Raw genomic sequence first — 18010 nt, forward strand, 5'->3', positions numbered from 1 at the left:
GAGCTGTGGACGGTCAGTCGAGGCAGCTGAGAGCCGCCTCCAGTGCGGCCTCGGCATCGAACTCCCGCACCCGTGCCATGCCGGGGAGGCTACGCCTATCTGGAACGGACAGTCAATTTTCGCGTGTCCGGCTTCCGTTAGGGGGTGGGGCTGGCCGGGTAGCCGCACTGCTCAAGGAGCGAGCACGAGGGGGTAGGTCGCCATGCGCGCGAGGACTGTGGTCATGACCGTGGAGGAGCGGCGCCGGCCGTTGCTGTCCAGGAACGTCGTCACGGGAGGGTTGGGCTTCTGCGCCGGAGCGGCGATCGCTTACGTGTTCGATCCGGTACGGGGACGGACGCGCCGGGCCCTGGGCCGGGACAAGGCCGCACACGCGACGCACGAGCTGAAAGACGGCCTGGGCGTGCTCAGCCGGGATCTGGCCAATCGTAGTCGCGGCACGGCGGCGGCCGCACGGTACCGCGTTGCCGGCCGGTCGGCCGATGACCGGATCCTGCACGAGCGCGTACGCGCGGAGCTGGGTCGCCACGTCTGCCACCCGCACGCGGTGGAGGTGCACGTCCAGAACCGCGTCGTGACGCTCACCGGTGACGTGCTCGCCGCCGAGGACGAGCGGACCCGGCGGGCGGTGCGGCGCATCCCCGGCGTCAGACGGGTGGAGACGCGCTGGGCCGTGCACCGTGACGCCGCGGGGGTGCCGCAGTTGCAGGGGACGGCCAGGCCCCGCGAGCCGGTGCCCGAGCTGCTGCAGGAGCGGTGGTCGCCGACCGCCCGCCTGGTGGCCGGCACGGCCGCCGCCGCCATGTGGGCGCTGTCGGGCGGGCTGCCCCGGCCGGTCGCGTGGGCGGCCCGCGGCGCCGGCGCGGTGCTGGCCACGCGGGTGGCGACGAATCTCCCGCTACGGCGCCTGACCGGGATCAACGCCGGCCGGCGCGCGATCGACATCACCGCGGCCATCTCGATCGACGCGCCCCCTGAGGCCATCTGGGCGCTGGTGAGCGACTACTCGGTCTTCTCCCGGTTCATGCCGGACGTGCACGAGGTGCGCCGCTCCGCCGACGGCCGGATGTCCCACTGGCTGATCAGCGGGCCCGCCGGGGCGCCGATCCGGTTCGACGCCGCCGAGACCAAACGCGAGGAAGGCAAGGAGATCGCGTGGAAGTCCGCCGAAGGCCAGCTCATCGCCCACACCGGCGCGTTGCGCCTGGCGGAACAGGACGACGGCAGGACCCGCGTCCAGGTGCAGCTCGCCTACAACCCCGTGGCGGGCGCCGCCGGCCACGCCGTGGCCCGGCTGCTCGGCGCCAACCCGGCGCGCAAGCTGCGCCAGGACCTGCTGCGGCTGAAGTCGTACGTCGAAAGCGAGCGCCAGCCGGTCGGTCCGCGAGGCGCGTGATTGGCATGCGTTTGCTCTACCTGGGTAGCTGATTTGAGGCGACGGGAGAAGGTCCCGTCATCGCAACGGGGAGGTGATGTCATCGATGACCCGCGAAATGGAGCAGCATCCCGACATCATCCGCATGCGTGAGAGGTACGAGGTAGCCGCGGCCAATCCGGCCGTTCAACTGGCGGAGGGGCTGACCCTGCTGGCCGGGCTGTTCCTGGCGCTGTCGCCGTGGATCATGGGATTCACCAACGTCGGGTCGCTGACCATGAACAACCTGATCACGGGGATCACCGTGGCGCTGCTGGCGCTGGGCTTCAGCTCGGCTTACGGCCGCACCCACGGAATCGCCTGGACCGCACCGCTGATCGGCGTGTGGACCATCGTGGCCCCATGGCTGATCCGGGGAGGAGCCGACAGCACACGGACGATCGTGACCAACGTGATCGTCGGCGCGATCATCACCATCCTCGGCCTGGTCGCCATGGCCATGAGCATGACAAGAGGGAGATGAGAGATCAGATCCCGGGCCGGAGAACCTCCGGCCCGGACTCGTAGACGTACCAGGGCTCAGCTCATGGCGTGATCGGGCCGCTCAGGCTCGCCCTGACGGTGCGGGTGAGCTCGTCAGCGACGATCTCCGGCGCTCCCGAGGCGAGCCCGTCCAGAGCGGCCTTGGCGATCACGGCCGGGTCGGACTTCTGGTCCGGCGGGACATAGGAGGCCATGTCGGTGTCCATGTAGGCGACGTGCAGGCCGGCGACGTGGATGCCCTTGGGGGCCAGTTGTGTCCGGGCCGCGTCCGTCATCGCCCAGGCCGCCGCCTTCGCCGCGCTGTAGGCGCCGTAGTCCGGCACGTGCACCCACGACAGGATGGACAACACGTTCAGGATCGCCCCGCCGCCGTTGCGCTCGATGACCGGCACGAACGCCCGCGTCACGTCGAGCGTGCCGAAGTAGTGCGTCTCCATCTCCAGGCGGATGTCGCCGAGGTCGCCGTCGAGCAGGTTCGCGTGGGTGGAGACGCCCGCGTTGTTGATCAGCAGCGTGGCGTCGTTCGCGATCCGGGCCGCGGCGGCCACCGAGTCCGGGTCGGTGATGTCGAGGCGCAGCGGCACCGCGCCGGGCACGTCGACGGACTCGGGCTTGCGGGCCGCGGCGTACACCTTGGCGCCGCGCTCGATGAGCTGCGTGACGAGGTGGCGGCCGAAGCCGCGGTTGCCGCCGGTCACCACGGCGACGGAGGTGTCGATGTTCATGAGGGTGCTCCTTGCGGTCGAAGGTGTTCAGGCGGCCGTGTCGAGCACGACGCGGAATCTGGCCTGGCCGGACATCATGCGCTCGTACGCCTTGGGCGCCTCGGCCAGCGGCAGGACCTCGGTCATGGGGCGGATCCCGTGGCGGAGGCTGAAGGCGAGGTTGTCCTCGTTCTCGATCGAGCTACCGGTGAGGCTGCCGGCGATCGTCCGGGTGCCGAAGATGAGGTCCGGCGTGTTGACCTCAATCGGGTCGAACGCCGCGCCGACGACCACCAGGCGCCCGCCCGGGGCGAGGCCGGCGACCAGGCCGGTCATCGAGGCCCCGCTGCTGGCCGTGGCGATGATCGCGGCGGCGCCGCCGAGCTCGCGCAGCGCCTCGGCCGGGTCCTGCCGGGAGCTGTCGATGTAGTGGTCGGCGCCCAGCCGGCGGGCCAGGTCGGTCTTGGCCTCGCCCCTGGCGATGGCGGCCACGCGGTAGCCGAGGCGGGCGGCGTACTGGAGGCCGAGGTGGCCGAGCCCGCCGATCCCCTGCACCGCCACCAGCGCGCCCGGGTGGCCAGGCACCTGCTGCAACGCCTTGAACGTGGTCAGCCCCGCGCACAGCAGCGGCGCCGCGTCCACGGCGCTGAGCCCGTCGGGCACGCGGACGAGCGCGCTGCTCCTGACGTGGACCACCTCGGCGTAGCCGCCGTCGATCGTGGTGCCGGTCTGCGGCTGGTCGGCGCAGTTGACGAAGTCGCCGCGGCGGCAACTCTCGCACTGCCCGCACTGGCCGCCGAGGAACCCGGCGCCGACCCGCTCGCCGACCCGCCAGCCGCGCACGCCGTCACCGACGGCGTCGATCACGCCGACGATCTCGTGGCCGGGGACGATCGGCTGTGCGGGGTCGGCCCGCATGCCTTCCACCGCGAGCACGTCGGTGTGGCAGACCCCGCAGCTCTCGACCCGGACACGTACGTGACCGGCGTCCGGCTCCCGCAGCTCCCGGCTGACCAGGCGAAACTGTCGCGACCCTGTCACCTCGAAGGCTCGATACGTGGACATGTCTCTCCTTGGGTTGCCGTACGCCGTCCAATATGACCGGTCGTCTTAAATCCGTCAAGTCGCCCCTTATCCTGATTTGACACGTCTTAGACGACCGGCCATATTGACACACGGGGAGGTGGGCCATGGCGAGGCGGAGCATGCGCAACCAGATCGTCGAGGCGGCTCTGGAGCAGTTCCACACCCACGGCTACAACGCGGCCGGGGTGAAGACCATCACCGACGCGGCCGGTGTGCCGAAGGGGTCGTTCTACAACCACTTCGACAGCAAGGAGGCCCTGGCCGTCGAGGCGCTGCGCCACTACCGCGAGGGGCGGCGGGACGATCTCACCGGCGGTGACGCCGAGCCGCTCGCGAGGCTGAGGGCCCACTTCGAGGGCTTCAGGGACGACGTCGTACGACTCGATTACACCCGAGGCTGCCTCATCGGCAACTTCGGCGCGGAGATCGCCGATCACAGCGAGGTGATCAGGGAGTGCGTCCGGGAGAGCTTCCAGCATTGGGCCGAGACGATCGCCGCCACCATTGAGGAGGCTCAGCGCGCGGGCGCCGTCCGCGCCGACCTCGATCCGGGTACGGCGGCGCGTTTCCTGCTCAACGCCTGGGAGGGCACCCTCATCAGGGCCCGCGCCGACCGTTCCGAAGAGGCCTTCGACGCGTTCTTCGCCATCGCCTTCGGCCCGTTGCTCACGGCTGAGGACTGAACTCAGGAAACGCGGAAGCGCATCCGGCACACCACCGCGTCAGTACGGCGGCGCAGCGCCCTGGCCAGCACCGCCCCCCGCTGGTTCTGCAGCATGCGCTGCCAGGCGTGCTCCGGTTCGACCTCGGCGATGAGCACGAACACGTGCGGCTCGGGCACCTGGGCCAGGTAGGTGAGCAGCGGCTCGTCCAGGCGGCGATGGGCATCGAAGAGCTGCACCAGCTCCACGCCCGGATCCCAGCGATCCCAGTCCTCGACGAACGCCCGCGCCTGCCGTTCGTCCTCCGGGTTGGTGACGTTGACGGCCACCACCCGATCGCCCAGCGACAACGCCGCGGACAATGCGTCGCGGGTCAGCCGGGTGACCGCGTGCACCGGCACCACCACCAGCGAGCGGCGCGGCCGCGGCGGCATCGGCGTCTTGCCCAGCTCCAGCCGCGCGCCGATCCGCCCGTAGCTGCGGTTGACCCATTCCATGCCCGCCACCAGCAGCGGCAGCGCCAGCACGATCAGCCAGCCGCCCTCGCCGAACTTCGACACCGTCACCACGATCGCCGCCACGAAGGTCAGCAGCGCGCCGAACCCGTTCAGCGTCGCCCGCCACCGCCACCCGTCCGGCCGCGCGCCCAGCCAGTGCCGGACCATGCCCGCCTGCGACAGCGTGAACCCGACGAACACCCCGATCGCGAACAGCGGTACCAGCAGGTTCATCTGGCCCCGGGCCACCACCAGCAGCAGTCCGCTGGTGACGGCGAGGAAGCCGATGCCGTAGCGGTGCACCTGCCGCTCGGCGCGCAGGGCGAACACGTGCGGCAGGTTGTTGTCGCGGGCCAGCAGCTGGGCCAGCACCGGCAGACCGCCGAAAGAGGTGTTCGCGGCCAGGGCCAGCAGCACCACGGTGGCGAACTGCACCACGTAGAACAGCGGCCCGTCCCCCAGCGACGCCCGCGTCACCTGCGCCAGCACGGTCACCCCGTCGGCCGGCGCGATGGCGAACTTCTCGATCAGCACGGCGATGCCCACCAGCATGACCGCCAGCAGGCCGCCGAGGGCGATCTCCGCCCGCTGCGCCCGGCGTACCCGGGGCTTCTTGAACGACGGCACCGCGTTGGCGATCGCCTCCACGCCCGTCAGCGAGGCGCAACCGTTCGCGAACGCCCTCAGCAACAGCAGCAGACCGACCGTCTGCAGGCCGCTCACCTGGTGCGAGACGTCCACCGCGGGCTCGCCGCGGACCAGCCCGGCCACGACGACCAGCATGATCGCACCCACGTAGATCACGGTCGGCGCAATGAACGCGCGGGCGCTGCGCGCGATCCCGCGCAGGTTGATCGCCGTCACCAACGCCAGCACGCCCAGGCACAACTCCACCGTGTACGGCAGCAACTCAGGAAAGGCCGAAGTGAGCGCCGCGACCCCGGCGGCCACCGACACCGCCACGTTGAGCACGTAGTCGATGACCAGCGAGGCGCCGGCGACCAGGCTGGCGCGGCGGCCGAGATGGGTCTTGGCCACCCCGTACGCGCCGCCGCCCTCCGGAAAGGCCGCGATCACCTGCCGGTAGGAGAAGGTCAGCACGCCCAGCAGGAACGCGATGGTCAGCGTGACCGGGATGGTGAACCCGAGCCCCGCGCCGCCCGCCAGCGCCAGCACCAGCACGATCGCCTCGGGCCCATATGCCACCGACGCCATCGCGTCCAGCGACAACGCGGCCAGCCCGCCGGTGACGGACAGCCGGTGTTCGTCGCCGGTATCGGGAGGCTCCTTGACGGCGCTGGGGGTTTTCACAATGGACATTGAAGAATGCTCCTGAAGGGGGCGGATTTCCTCCCTCATGCTGCCCCGGGCGCGGACCTACGCTTGCCCGCCCATACGGAACCCTGACGCCCAAAGACCAAAAAACTACACAAAACGTACAGCGGGTGGCTCAGCCGACGTGGACGTGCGGCCTGCGTTCCAGGTCAGGTTCGGCCTTGCGGAGCACCTCCCGGGTCAGCGGCGGCACGTCGCCGCCACCGAAGACCAGGTACCGCAACATCGCCACGACCGGGTTGCCCTCGGCCCAGTGGAAGTAGATGTGCGGCACCGACCCGCTGCGGTCACGCAGGTAGAGCAGGAGTGCCGCCAGCGAGTTCGGCACGGCCGAGCTCTCGATCCGCAGGATCTTGTGGCCGTACCGCTCCTCGCCCCTGACGTGCAGTTCGGTCTCGAACTCCGAGGCGTCCGGCACCGAGACCTCCACGAACAGGACCGGCTCCGAGCTGCGCAGCCGATGGTTGATCCACTGCTCGCGCAGCTTGTCGTTGTATTCGGTCTGGTCCCGTTCGTGCGGCTCGTTGGCGATCAGGTGGATGTCGCCGCACGCCTCGTTGACGAACCGTTCGGCCAGCGGATCGAGGCGCACCTCGGTGACCCGCAGCTCGGTCGAGCGGGTGGCGCGGGAGATCAGTGACGTGACGATGATGGCCACGATGAAGAAGGAGGCGATCTTCACGCCGTCCGGCCGCTCGATCACGTTGTCGACCAGCGTGTACGCCAGCACCGCCGAGATCACGGCGAACCCCGCCGCCGCCTTCTGCTGACCCTTCTTCCAGGCCGACAACGTCACGGCGACGGCGGCCGAGAGCATCAGCACCAGCACGCCGGTCGCGTACGCGCCGCCCTGGGCGTCGACGTCGGCGTCGAAGATGATCGTGATGCCGAACGCGATCGCCGAGAACCCCACCACCAGCGGCCGGACCGCCCCGGTCCACTCCGGCGCCATGCCGTATCGCGGCAGGTACCGCGGCACGAGATTGATCAGCCCCGCCATCGCCGACGCCCCGGCGAACCACAAGATCGCGATGGTGCTCACGTCGTAAGCGGTGCCGAACCAGTCGCCCAGGTAACCGTGCGCCAGATACGCCAGCGCCCGTCCACTCGCCTTCCCGCCCTCCTCGAACTCCCCATGCGGAATGAGCACAGTGGTGACGAAACTGGAGAAGATCAGGAACACGCTCATGATCAGCGCCGCGACGGTCAGCAGCCGCCTGGTGCCCTTGATCCGATCCGGCACATCTCCCTTGACCACCGGCATCACCGCGACACCGGTCTCGAACCCCGACATGCCCAGCGCCAGCTTCGGCATGACCAGCAACGACAGACCGATCATGGCGAAGGGGCTGCTGAAGTCCAGGCTCAGCGCACGCTGCCAGTCCACGACCACCTGCGGCGCCTCGACGACGTGCACGATGGCGGTGCCGACCACGATCGCGTTCAGGCCCAGATAGACGAAGACGAGCAGCACGGCGATGCCGATCGCCTCGCCGAAGCCCATCAGGAACACGCCGCCCAGCGCCGCCAGGAGCACCAGCGTGACGATCACCCGCTGCCCGGCCAGGAAGTCGGGAACGAACGGGTTCTCCAGGATGTGCGCGGTGGCGTCCGCCGCCGACAACGTCATCGTGATCACGAAGTCGGTGGCCGCGAAGCCCAGCAGCGCCAGCACGAACAGCTTGCCCCACCACTGCGGCGCCAGCTTCTCCAGCATCGCGATCGAGCCCTGCCCGTACGGGCTTTCGGCCGCCACCCGGCGGTAGACCGGCAGCGCGCCCAGCAGCGTGAGCACCACCAGGAACAACGTGGCCAGCGGCGAGAGGAACCCGGCCGCCAGCGCCGCGATGCCAGGCTGGTAGCCCAATGTGGAGAAGTAGTCCACGCCGGTCAGGCACATCACCCGCCACCACGGGTGCTTCACATGGGGACCGTGCTCGATCTGCCTACGGTCGGTCTGCAGCCCCTGCAACAACCAGGAACGCAGCGTCCCTTCCGTAGCGACTGGCCGTTTCGCCAGCACCATTCCGGTCACCCTTCGTCAAAACGGCGTAAAGACGCATCGCACCTTATCCAGCCAAGAAGGGTGATTGACCTGGTCAGGGCGTCAAGAAAACGTATATATCCGTATACGGGGGGCCGCTAGCGACGGTGATCGTCGCCGCGGGCGTGATGGGCCAGGCGGGCCAGCCAGCGGTCGACCTCGCTGGGCCAGTCGGTACGCAGCGCCTCCGCGTGGCTCAGCTGGAAGCGCCCGGTGGCGACGCCGGAGGCATAGCGGCCCGTGTGCTTGTCGGCCTCCAGGATCACCTCCAATCCGGCCGAGCTCGCGACGAAGGCCAGCTCGATCTCGTGCACGGCTCCGGCGTGCCGGCTGGGCGGGTAGAACTCGATCTCCTGGTAGAACGGCAGAGCCTGTCGCACGCCGGCCAGCCGGCCCGCCTGCAGGACGGCGGACTTGAAGTGGAAGCCGAGTTCCGGAAACGCCTGCAGCACACGTAGCTGGGACGGCACGGGCCTGACCCCGACCATGTCCAGCGCGCCCTTGTCGACCGCCCTGGCACTGGCCACTTCGGTACGCACGCCCAGCGCCAGGCCGGTCATGCGCCGGCCGCCGATCTCGCTGATCGGGGTCTCCCACGGCACCGCGATCTGGAACTCGATCGTGCGTTCCTCGCCCTGGCACAGGGTGGCGGGGCCGGTGATCTGAGCGCGCGAGAACTCCTCGACCCCGCGCTGCTCGGCGCCCTCCCGTGCCGGTTCCAGTCGCGCGACCAGCCCGAGGCCGATCTGTTCGATCTCGGCGTCGAAGGCGCCGCCCTTCAGCCGTACCTCACCGGACAGCGTGCCGCCGGGCTGCGTCCGCGCCGTGGCCAGGAAGGTGCCGATCGAGGGCGCCCCGGCGCCGAACGCACTGAGCATGCGCTTGAAGACCACGGTCGTTCTCCCGCCTCAAAGGGATCGAGCCACTCGCCCCCCTGAACGGCCGGGCGGGGAGCTGGGTTCCGGCGGATACGAAATCCTCCCGTCGGGGGGAATCCGGCCTGGGCGCGTGATCGCGCCGCGCAGCTCGGCGAATTCGTCCGGACCTAGCCGGCCGCCCGTTCCCTGAGCACGGTCTTCTGGATCTTCCCGGTCGAGGTCTTGGGCAGGTCCCCGAAGAACACCGCCTTGGGCGCCTTGAAGTGCGCCAGCCGGCTCCGTACGTGCTCGATGAGCTCGCCGCCAGTTACGCTCGCCCCGGCGGCCAGGCTCACGTAGGCGACGGGCACCTCACCCCAATGCGGGTCGGGCCGCGCGACCACCGCGGCCTCCTGCACCGCCGGATGGCTCACCAGCGCGTTCTCCACCTCGACCGAGGCGATGTTCTCGCCGCCGGAGATGATCACGTCCTTCGCCCGGTCGACCAGCCGCACGTAGCCGTCGGGATGCAGGACCCCCAGATCGCCGGTACGGAACCACCCGTCGGGCGCTGCCTTGTCCGTGGCCGCCGGGTCGCGGTGATAGCCCACCATGACGTCGTTGCCGCGGACCGCGATCTCGCCGATCGTGGTGGCGTCGGCGGGCACGTCGGCGCCGTGCTCGTCGACGACCCGGATCCGCTGGGCGATCACGTTGCCCACGCCTTGCCGCGCGGTCAGGGTGGCCAGTTCCCCGACGTCCAGGGTGCTCCATTCGGGTTGCGGCTGGCAGATCACCGCGGGGCCGTACGTTTCGGTGAGCCCGTACAGATGGATCACGTCGATCCCCGCCCGCAGCGCCCGGCCGAGCAGCACGGGGCTCGGCGGTGCGCCGCCGACGCAGGCGAGCAGCCGTGGGTCGAGGGCGGCGGCAGGCGCGTCGTGATGGGTCAGCAGGGACGTGAGGACCGTCGGGGCGCCGCACAGGTGGGTGACGCGGTGTTCGCGGATCAGCCGCCAGGCCTCTTCCGGGTCCACTTTGCGCAGGCAGACGTGCCGCCCGCCGGCCAGGGTCACCGCCCAGGGGAAGCACCACCCGTGGCAGTGGAACATCGGCAGGGTCCACAGGTAGCTGCTGGCCGCGTCGAGCCTGGTGTGCAGTGCCATGGCCAGTGCCTGGAGATAGGCGCCCCTGTGGTGGTACACGACCCCTTTCGGCCGGCCCGTCGTCCCGCTCGTGTAGTTGATCGACAGCGGTGACAGCTCGTCGGCCACCCGGACCAGCAGCGGCTCCGCACCGGCCAGTAACGCCTCGTACTCGCTCCCTTCACCTGAGCCAACCAGCCGCGGGCGCGACAGGCTCGCCTCGGACGCCGCGCGGGCGAGTGCCGCGTGCTCGCCGTCGTGCAGGAGGACGGACACCTCGGCATGATCGAGAATGTAGGCCAGCTCACCGGGCGACAACCGGATGTTCAGCGGCACCATGATCGCGCCGGCCGCCGGGACACCGAAGGTCGCCTCCAGCATCATGTGGCCGTTGGCGGCCAGCAGGCCCACCCGGTCGCCTGTCCGCACCCCTGCCCCGGCCAGTCCGCCGGCCAGCAGCCGGACCCGTTCCCATAGGCGGGCGTAGGTGAGCGTCAGCTCACCGTCCACGACCGCGAGCCGCTGGGCGAACACGGTCGCCGACCGTTCGAGGAAGCTCGTCGGGGTCAACGGCTCGAACGACAGACCGGACATCGGCCCTCCAACCCCTTGGAATGCCTGTGCCGTATAGATCGTCGCATGCCGAGCCCCGCCGCGGGAGGGCTCGCCGGTTATGCCAGCGCCTCGGCGAAGCGGTCGATCTGGTCCATGTCCGCGGACCAGCAGTAGAAGATGATCTCGTCCGCGCCGATCTCCGTCAGCCGGTCGACGGCGTCGCGGACCTCGCCCGACGTGGTGAGCATCCGCTGCCCGACCAGGTCGGTGTAGTTCGCCGGCAGGTCCATGTAGTGCGGTCCGCCGTAGTAGCGGCGAAGGTGACCGCGCGCCTCCTCGATGGTGGTGTCCGGGCCGAGCGCGGCGTTGACCTGGGCGACCAGCTTGGGCCGTCCGGTACGCCCGGCCGCTCGCCACGCCTGCTCGGTGGCGCGGAAGAGGCGGTCCGTGTCGTCCAGCGGCGACGCGCTCAGCAGGCCGTCCCCGAAACGGGCGACGCGCTGGACGGTGGCCGTGGTGAAGCCGCCGAAGAGGATCTCCGGGCCGCCTTGGCGCGTGGGCGCGGGACCGATCGGCCCGCTCTCCTCCCCGTACGGCTCGCCGGACCAGATGCGCCGCATATCCGTCATGATCTCGTCGAGCCGCGCGCCACGGCCACGCACTCCGACTCCCGCGGCGGTGTAGTCGTCCCGGCGGCCGCCGAGCCCGATGCCGAGCGTCAGGCGGCCCTCCGACAGGCGGTCGAGGGTGGCGACCTGTTTGGCCATCAGCGCGGGCTGGCGCAGCGGGGCGAGCAGCACCTCCGTCTGCACACGGATCCGGCCCGTGGCGCCCGCCAGGGCGGCGAGCGTCACCAGCGGTTCCGGGTTGTCGTACACGAGGCGATCCAGCAGGGCGACGGTGCTGAACGGGCCGGCGTCCGCGCACCTGGCCCAGTCGAGCAGGGCCGGTGGATCGCTGATGGGCAGGCCGAGGCCGACGTTCATGGATGACACCCCCGTGGTCCCGACCACTCTAACCAGCCACGACTCCCGTCCCCCGGATCATCGCCGCGCCACGCGCGAACCGATGTCAACCATCCCGGCCAAGCGATCGCGTCTACCGTGCGGGAACCCGGGTAGTCGGGTGGTACAGCGGGTCGCAGGGAGGTGTCATGCGTTCGTCCATCCGGTTGGGACGGGTCGGCGGGGTCGCCATCGGCCTGGACATCAGCGTGGTGGTCATCGTCATCATCCTGGTGGTCGGGCTGGCGTTCGGCCTGTTCCCCAAGGCGTTCCCCGGGTACTCGACCGGCGCCTACGTGCTCACCTCGCTGGTGGCGGCGGTGCTCTTCCTGGCCTCGTTGCTGGCCCACGAGCTCGGCCACGCGCTTCTGGCGCGCCGCGAGGGGATCGAGGTGTCCGGCATCACGCTGTGGCTCCTCGGCGGCGTGGCGGAGTTGAAGGGCGAGCCCCGTACTCCGGGCGCCGATTTGCGGATCGCCGCCATCGGGCCGTTGACCAGCCTCTTCCTCGGTGCCGTGTTCGCCGTGCTGGCGATGGCGGCGCCCGCGGGCCTGGCGGCGGGCATGTTGTCCTATCTGGCCGGCGTCAACGTACTGCTGGGGATCTTCAATCTGGTCCCCGCCGCGCCGCTCGACGGCGGGCGGATCCTGCGTGCGGCGCTGTGGGCGTGGCGGCACGACCGGGTGTTCGCGGCCGTGTCCGCCGCGCGGGCCGGGCGGGTGTTCGGCTACCTGCTCATCGCGCTGGGGTTCGTCCAGGTGGTGAGCGGGCTCGGCTTCCAGGGGCTCTGGCTCGCGCTGATCGGCCTCTTCCTGGTGAACGCGGCCACCGCCGAGGAGCAGCAGACCCGTGCCGCCACGAGCCTGCAGGGCGTGCGCGTCGCCGACGTCATGTCCCGCGAGCTCATCACGGCCCAGCCCGACGAGATCGTCTCCGACTTCGTCGACCGGGTGGTGCTGCGCTCCCGCTATTCGGCGTACCCGCTGGTGGACGAGGAGGGACGGTTCCACGGGCTGGTCACGCTCAACCGCATCCGCCGGGTGGAGCGGGGGCACCATCTGGCGACCCGGTTGCGGGACATCGCCTGCCCGCCGGACGAGCTGCCGAGCGCCCGGCCCGACGAGCTGCTCACCGATCTCCTGCCCCGGATGAACGGCGGCGCCGACGGCCGCGCCGTGGTCCTCGACCCGGACGGGCATCCGATCGGAATCGTCTCGCCGAGCGACATCAGCCGGGCCCTGCAGATCGGCGACCTGCGGCGCGACAAGGGGCACTCGCCGCCGCACGGTGCGGACCTCACCACCCGGCACGACCAGCACCACTGAGCCCAGCGCATCCCGGCAGCGCCAAGGCGCCTACCCCATAACGAATTTGGGCTATCATCGCCATATGGCGATCAATAGTAGTGGCCCGTGCGTCAGCGCCGACATCGCCGCGGGGGTCCCGCCGGCGGCGGCGCTGTTCCACTCGCTGGCCGATGAGACCCGGCTGCGCATCGTGCAACGGCTGGCGCGCGGCGAGGCCCGGGTCGTGGACCTGACCAACGAGCTGGGGCTGGCCCAGTCCACGGTGTCCAAACACCTGGCCTGCCTGCGCGACTGCGACCTGGTCGGCTACCGCGCCGAAGGCCGCCAGTCCTTCTACTCCCTGACCAGGCCCGAGCTGATGGACCTGCTCGCCTCCGCCGAGCAACTACTGGCCGCCACCGGCCACGCGGTCACCCTCTGCCCCGTCACCGGTCCCCTCGACATCGGCTCCCACGTCCACACACGAGCGGCGACGGTGTCATGACCGCGCCGGACCTGGCCCTGGGCCCGGCCAGGCGGGCCTTGCTGCAACGCCGGATCCGGCTGCTGGTGGCGGCCACCATCACCTACAACGTGATCGAGGCCGCGGTCGCCATCACGGCCGGCACCATCGCCTCGTCGGCCGCCCTGATCGGGTTCGGCCTGGACTCCGTCGTCGAGGTCGCCTCGGCCGCGGCGGTGGCCTGGCAATTCGCCGCCGCCGACCACGAACGCCGCGAGAAGACGGCGTTGCGCGTGATCGCGATCTCCTTCTTCGCGCTGGCCGCCTACGTCACCTTCGATGCCGTACGCGCCCTGCTCGGCACAGGCGCGGCCGAACACTCCACTCCCGGCCTGATCCTGGCCGCGCTCTCCCTGGTCGTCATGCCGTTCCTGTCGCGTGCGCAACGCCTGGCCGGCCGTGAGCTGGGCTCCGCCTCGGCCGTCGCCGACTCCAAGCAGACCCTGCTGTGCACCTACCTGTCGGCGGTGCTGCTGGCCGGGCTGGCGCTCAACAGCCTGTTCGGCTGGTCCTGGGCCGATCCGATCGCCGCCCTGGTCATCGCGGGGGTCGCGGTCAAGGAGGGCCGCGCGGCCTGGCGCGGGGATGCCTGCTGCGCCGTCCCGGCCGCTGAGGCCGGCGGGTGCGCGGATGGCTGCTGCTCTCAGGAGGACAACCGCTGATCGGCAGGATCTCGCCTCGGTGCTGCCCTAGCGATCTCGCTGGAAGGTGGCGTACAGCCACCACAACGACGGCAGCAGCAAGAGCCCGCCCACGGCCAGGGAGGCCAGGGTGGCGGCCAGGACGGTGTCGGTGGCCGCCGCCTCGGTGAGGGAGACGCCGGGCAGCAGCGCCGGATACTGGCCCACTCCCCAACCCCACAACAACCCGGTCACGGCGAGCGCGGCGGTCAACCGTACGGCGAGGTAGGCGCGGCGCCACAGCAGCACCAGCGAGACCAGGCCCGCCAGCACGGACAACACCAGGACCGGGAGCGCGCGGCCCGAGGTCAGCGCGGCGAACAGGCCGGGCGCGTCGGCCCGCAGGACCAGCAGCCCCGCCGCGGACAACACGCCGACGACGCCGCCGCAGCCCAGTGCGCGCCGCCGGAAGGCGTCGACCAGGTCGGCGTCCCCGGCGCGCTCGGCGTCGCGGGCCAGGTAGACGGCCGCGAGGTAGGCGGCGGTGCCGACGGCCAGGGCTCCGGCCGTCAGGGAGGTGGGGTTGACCCAGCTGCCGACCAGGTCTCCCCTGGCGATGCCGGGCGGCACCCGGCCCGACGCGATCGCGCCGGCCGCGGCGCCGAGGAAGAACGGGGTGGCGACGGAGGAGAAGGCGAAGGTGGCGCCGAACAGCCGCTGCTGCCACAGCTGGGTGGAGACCTTGCGGAAGGCGAACGCGGCGCCGCGGCCGATGATGCCCAGCGCGGCGATGGTGAGCGGGATGTAGAGCGTGGAGGCGATCGCGGCGAACACCGAGGGGAAGCCGGTCCACATCAGCACGATGACGAAGATCAGCCAGACGTGGTTGGCCTCCCAGATCGGGCCGATGGAGTGCTCCACCAGCGCCCGCTGCCGTTGCCCCGCCACGGCGCCGCCGGCGAACAGGTCCCAGACCCCGCCGCCGAAGTCCGCGCCAGCGAACAGGACGTAGGCGGTCAGCCCGGCCCACAGGACGGCGAGCATGATCTCCGGCATGCTCACACGACCTTGTAGCCGGTGACGTCGGGCTCCTGCGGCGCGATCGGCACGGGCACGTCGCGGGCCAGGCGGCGCAGCACGTAGACGGTGGCCACGGTCAGCGCCACGTAGACCGCCGCCAGCAGTACGAACCCGTATACCAGGCCGGGCGCCGGGTTGACCGCCTGCGAGGTGCGCAACACCCCGTACACGATCCACGGCTGGCGGCCGACCTCGGTGACGACCCAGCCCGCCTCCAGCGCCAGCACCGCGGCCACTCCCGACAGCGCGGCCGCGCGCAGGAACCACGGCGAGCGCGGCAGGCCCCGGTGTCGTTTCCAGGCCAGCGCCAGCCAGAGTGCCACTCCCAGGAGGGCGAAGCCGAGGCCCACCATGATCTGGAACGCCCAGTGCACCACGTTGACCGGCGGCCGGTCGGCGGGCGGAGTGTGGTTCAGGCCGGTGATCTCGGCGTTCGGGTTCCAGTGGGCCAGCAGTGACAGGCCGTAGGGGATCTCCAGCGCGTACCGCATCTGACCGTCGATCGCGATGCCTCCCAGGTGGAGCGGGACCCCGCGCGCGGTCTCGAACACCCCTTCCATGGCGGCGAGCTTGACCGGCTGGTTGTCGGCGACGTGGTGGGCGGCCCAGTCGCCCACGCCGATCTGCACCGGGGTGACGATCGCCGCGACGGTCAGCGGGAGCAGCAGGCCGAGCCGGTGGTAGCGGTCGCGCCGGCCGCGCAGCAGGGAGACGGCGTAGACGCTGGCCATGCCGTACCCGGCCACCATGAACGCGGCCAGGATCATGTGCACGGTCTGCGGCGGCGTGGCCGGATTGAACATCGCGGCCCACGGGTCCACCGCGACGATGCGACCGCCCTCGGTGTCGAAGCCCGTGGGCTGCTGCATCCAGGCGTTGGCGGTGACGACGAAGAACGCGCTGGACACGCCGGCCAGCACGATCGGGATCCCGGCCAGCAGGTGTGCCCTGGGTGGCAGGCGGTCCCAGGCGTACAGGTAGATGCCCAGGAAGATGGCCTCGATGAAGAACGCGATGCCCTCCAGCGCGAACGGCAGGCCGATGACCTCACCGTAGACGCCCATCAGTCCCGGCCACAGCAGCCCCATCTCGAACGAAAGGATCGTCCCCGACACCGCGCCCACCGCGAACAGCACGCCCATCGCTCTGGCCCACCGCCGGGCCAGCAGCCGGTAGTGGACGTCACCGGTGCGGTGCCCCCGCCACTCGGCGAGCAGCGTGATGGCGGGCATGCCCACGCCGAGGCAGGCGATGACGATGTGCCAGCCCAGCGACAGCGCCATCTGCATCCGCGCCGCGGCCAGGTCGGCGGCGTCCACTGCCTGAACGATCATCGCTTCAGCCGCCGTTCGCGCGCAGCCGGGCCGCGGCGCGCACGGCGGCGCGGCGGATGCCCGTGTAGCCCGTGCAGCGGCACAGGTTCGAGGCCAGGACCTCGTCGAGCCGCCGCTCGTCCCGGTCCAGGTCCGGCTCCTGGGCCAGGGCGCCGGCCAGCAGCATGAGGAAGCCGGGGGTGCAGAAGCCGCACTGCAGCGCGTGCTCGGCGGCGAACGCCTCCTGCAGCGGATGCTGCGTGTCGCCGTCGGCGAGCCCCTCGACGGTGCGGATGTCGGCGCCCTCCGCCTGTACGGCCAGGGCGAGGCAGGCGCGGATGGCGGTGCCGTCGACCAGCACCGTGCACGAGCCGCAGACCCCGTGCTCGCACCCCAGCGTGGTACCGGTGAGCCCGAGCCCGTCACGCAGCGCGTCGGCGAGGCTGGTGCGCGGCTCGACGTCGAGCCGGTGGGTGCTGCCGTTGACCGTGAGTTCGACGCTCATGGGGTCCCCGTGTTCTCGATGGCTCTGGCGAGGCAGCGCCGTACCAGGGTGGCGAGCGCGTGCCTGCGGTAGGCGGCCGGGGCGTGCGGCTCGTCGGGCGGGTCCGCGTCCGCGGCGGCCCGCGCCGCGGCCTCCGCGAGCAGCTCCGGCTCCGGGCGCTCCCCCATCAGGAGGGACTCGGCCCCGATGGCGCGCAGGGGAACGCCGGCCGCGTTCGCGAGCCCGATGCGCACCCACTGGACGCGGTCCTGGCCGAGCCGCAACATGACCATGGCTGCGGCGAGGGCGAAGCTGCCGTGGGTACGCCGGTGCTCGGCGAACGCCGCGACGGTTCCGGCGGGCGGGCGCGGCAGCCGTACGCCGGTGACCAGCTCCTGCGGCAGGCAGGCCGTGGCGAACGGGCCGCGGAACCACGAGTCCGCGCGCACCGTACGCGGTCCCGCCGGGCCCTCCAGCTCGATCCCGGCGCCGAGGGCCATGGCCAGCGCGCACCATTCCGACGCCGGATGCGCCCAGGCCAGGCTGCCGGCGAAGGTGCCCCGGGCCCGGATGGGCGGGTGGGCGACGTACGGCGCCACCTGGCGGAACAGCTCGGCCAGCGGGTCGTCGAACCCGGCGTGCTCCAGCTGGGCGTGCCGGACCAGCGCGCCGACGTGCACGGAGCCGTCCTCGACCGTGACCTCCGACAGTCCGGGGATCCGGTTGATGTCGACCACCAGGGCCGGGCGCGCGCTCCGGTAGCGCAGCTCGATGAGCAGGCTCTGCCCCCCGGCCAGCACGCGGCTGTCCGGCCCGCGCTCGGCCAGCATGGCCACCGCCTCCGGCACGGAGGTGGGCGCGAAGTAGTGGAATTGTGCCGGTTTCATGTCCCCCGTC

The 18010-nt window shown here is 71.1% G+C and carries 17 protein-coding genes; 6 read left to right on the forward strand and 11 right to left on the reverse strand.

All coding sequences use genetic code 11. From position 1 onward, the window contains the following. Positions 1-202 precede the first annotated feature (202 nt). Together ACFLIM_RS13800 and ACFLIM_RS13805 are read left to right on the forward strand one after the other, a co-directional pair. Positions 203-1396, forward strand: coding sequence for an SRPBCC family protein (locus ACFLIM_RS13800; protein ID WP_393165138.1), 1194 nt, complete (start codon positions 203-205; stop codon positions 1394-1396). Between the two features lie 85 nt (positions 1397-1481). Beyond that, positions 1482-1898 (forward strand): SPW repeat protein, encoded by a 417-nt coding sequence (locus tag ACFLIM_RS13805; RefSeq protein ID WP_393165140.1) that lies wholly within the window; start codon positions 1482-1484, stop codon positions 1896-1898. 61 nt (positions 1899-1959) lie between these two features. Here ACFLIM_RS13805 and ACFLIM_RS13810 read toward each other — a convergent pair whose 3' ends face one another. Both ACFLIM_RS13810 and ACFLIM_RS13815 read right to left on the reverse strand, forming a co-directional pair. Next, entirely contained in the window at positions 1960-2643 is a 684-nt protein-coding gene (locus ACFLIM_RS13810) for an SDR family oxidoreductase (protein ID WP_393165142.1), read from the reverse strand. A 27-nt stretch (positions 2644-2670) separates the two neighbouring features. Next, complete coding sequence (locus ACFLIM_RS13815; protein ID WP_393165144.1) at positions 2671-3687, reverse strand: alcohol dehydrogenase catalytic domain-containing protein; 1017 nt, start codon at positions 3685-3687, stop codon at positions 2671-2673. Positions 3688-3812: 125 nt separating this feature from the next. Between ACFLIM_RS13815 and ACFLIM_RS13820 the strand changes: the two genes are divergently transcribed. Beyond that, positions 3813-4391: a TetR/AcrR family transcriptional regulator gene (locus ACFLIM_RS13820; protein WP_393165146.1), complete on the forward strand. Its 579-nt coding sequence runs from the start codon at positions 3813-3815 to the stop codon at positions 4389-4391. 2 nt (positions 4392-4393) lie between these two features. Here ACFLIM_RS13820 and ACFLIM_RS13825 read toward each other — a convergent pair whose 3' ends face one another. From ACFLIM_RS13825 to ACFLIM_RS13845, 5 genes are all read right to left on the reverse strand, one after another. Continuing rightward, positions 4394-6187 carry an APC family permease gene (locus ACFLIM_RS13825; RefSeq protein ID WP_393165148.1) on the reverse strand — a complete coding sequence of 598 codons (1794 nt, stop codon included), beginning with the start codon at positions 6185-6187 and terminating at the stop codon, positions 4394-4396. A 130-nt stretch (positions 6188-6317) separates the two neighbouring features. Next, positions 6318-8228 carry an amino acid transporter gene (locus tag ACFLIM_RS13830; RefSeq protein WP_393165150.1) on the reverse strand — a complete coding sequence of 637 codons (1911 nt, stop codon included), beginning with the start codon at positions 8226-8228 and terminating at the stop codon, positions 6318-6320. A 116-nt stretch (positions 8229-8344) separates the two neighbouring features. Beyond that, positions 8345-9139, reverse strand: a complete 795-nt coding sequence (locus ACFLIM_RS13835; protein WP_393165152.1) for a sporulation protein — start codon at positions 9137-9139, stop codon at positions 8345-8347. A gap of 152 nt (positions 9140-9291) precedes the next feature. Beyond that, positions 9292-10842: an AMP-binding protein gene (locus tag ACFLIM_RS13840; RefSeq protein WP_393165154.1), complete on the reverse strand. Its 1551-nt coding sequence runs from the start codon at positions 10840-10842 to the stop codon at positions 9292-9294. Positions 10843-10919: 77 nt separating this feature from the next. Next, positions 10920-11789 (reverse strand): LLM class flavin-dependent oxidoreductase, encoded by an 870-nt coding sequence (locus tag ACFLIM_RS13845; protein ID WP_393165156.1) that lies wholly within the window; start codon positions 11787-11789, stop codon positions 10920-10922. A gap of 167 nt (positions 11790-11956) precedes the next feature. Between ACFLIM_RS13845 and ACFLIM_RS13850 the strand changes: the two genes are divergently transcribed. From ACFLIM_RS13850 to ACFLIM_RS13860, 3 genes are all read left to right on the forward strand, one after another. Then, on the forward strand, positions 11957-13132 hold the full coding sequence (locus tag ACFLIM_RS13850; protein ID WP_393165158.1) for a M50 family metallopeptidase: 1176 nt from the start codon (positions 11957-11959) through the stop codon (positions 13130-13132). 64 nt (positions 13133-13196) lie between these two features. Further along, positions 13197-13598 (forward strand): ArsR/SmtB family transcription factor, encoded by a 402-nt coding sequence (locus ACFLIM_RS13855; protein ID WP_393165160.1) that lies wholly within the window; start codon positions 13197-13199, stop codon positions 13596-13598. Then, positions 13595-14278 (forward strand): cation transporter, encoded by a 684-nt coding sequence (locus ACFLIM_RS13860; RefSeq protein WP_393165162.1) that lies wholly within the window; start codon positions 13595-13597, stop codon positions 14276-14278. Before ACFLIM_RS13855 ends, ACFLIM_RS13860 begins: the two co-directional genes overlap by 4 nt. Positions 14279-14305: 27 nt before the next feature. Here ACFLIM_RS13860 and ACFLIM_RS13865 read toward each other — a convergent pair whose 3' ends face one another. Genes ACFLIM_RS13865 through ACFLIM_RS13880 form a run of 4 tightly spaced genes read right to left on the reverse strand, consistent with a single transcriptional unit; the run spans position 14306 to position 18000 of the window. Continuing rightward, positions 14306-15292, reverse strand: coding sequence for a cytochrome d ubiquinol oxidase subunit II (locus ACFLIM_RS13865; RefSeq protein ID WP_393165164.1), 987 nt, complete (start codon positions 15290-15292; stop codon positions 14306-14308). Positions 15293-15294: 2 nt separating this feature from the next. Continuing rightward, positions 15295-16650 (reverse strand): cytochrome ubiquinol oxidase subunit I, encoded by a 1356-nt coding sequence (locus ACFLIM_RS13870; protein WP_393165166.1) that lies wholly within the window; start codon positions 16648-16650, stop codon positions 15295-15297. Positions 16651-16654: 4 nt separating this feature from the next. Next, positions 16655-17134, reverse strand: a complete 480-nt coding sequence (locus ACFLIM_RS13875) for a (2Fe-2S)-binding protein (protein WP_393165168.1) — start codon at positions 17132-17134, stop codon at positions 16655-16657. Beyond that, a complete protein-coding gene (locus ACFLIM_RS13880; RefSeq protein WP_393165170.1) occupies positions 17131-18000 on the reverse strand; it encodes an FAD binding domain-containing protein in 870 nt (289 codons plus the stop codon). The genes ACFLIM_RS13875 and ACFLIM_RS13880 overlap by 4 nt, the downstream gene beginning before the upstream one ends. Positions 18001-18010: the final 10 nt, after the last annotated feature.

It is taken from the genome of Nonomuraea marmarensis, from assembly GCF_043197025.1.
GTDB lineage: Bacteria > Actinomycetota > Actinomycetes > Streptosporangiales > Streptosporangiaceae > Nonomuraea > Nonomuraea marmarensis.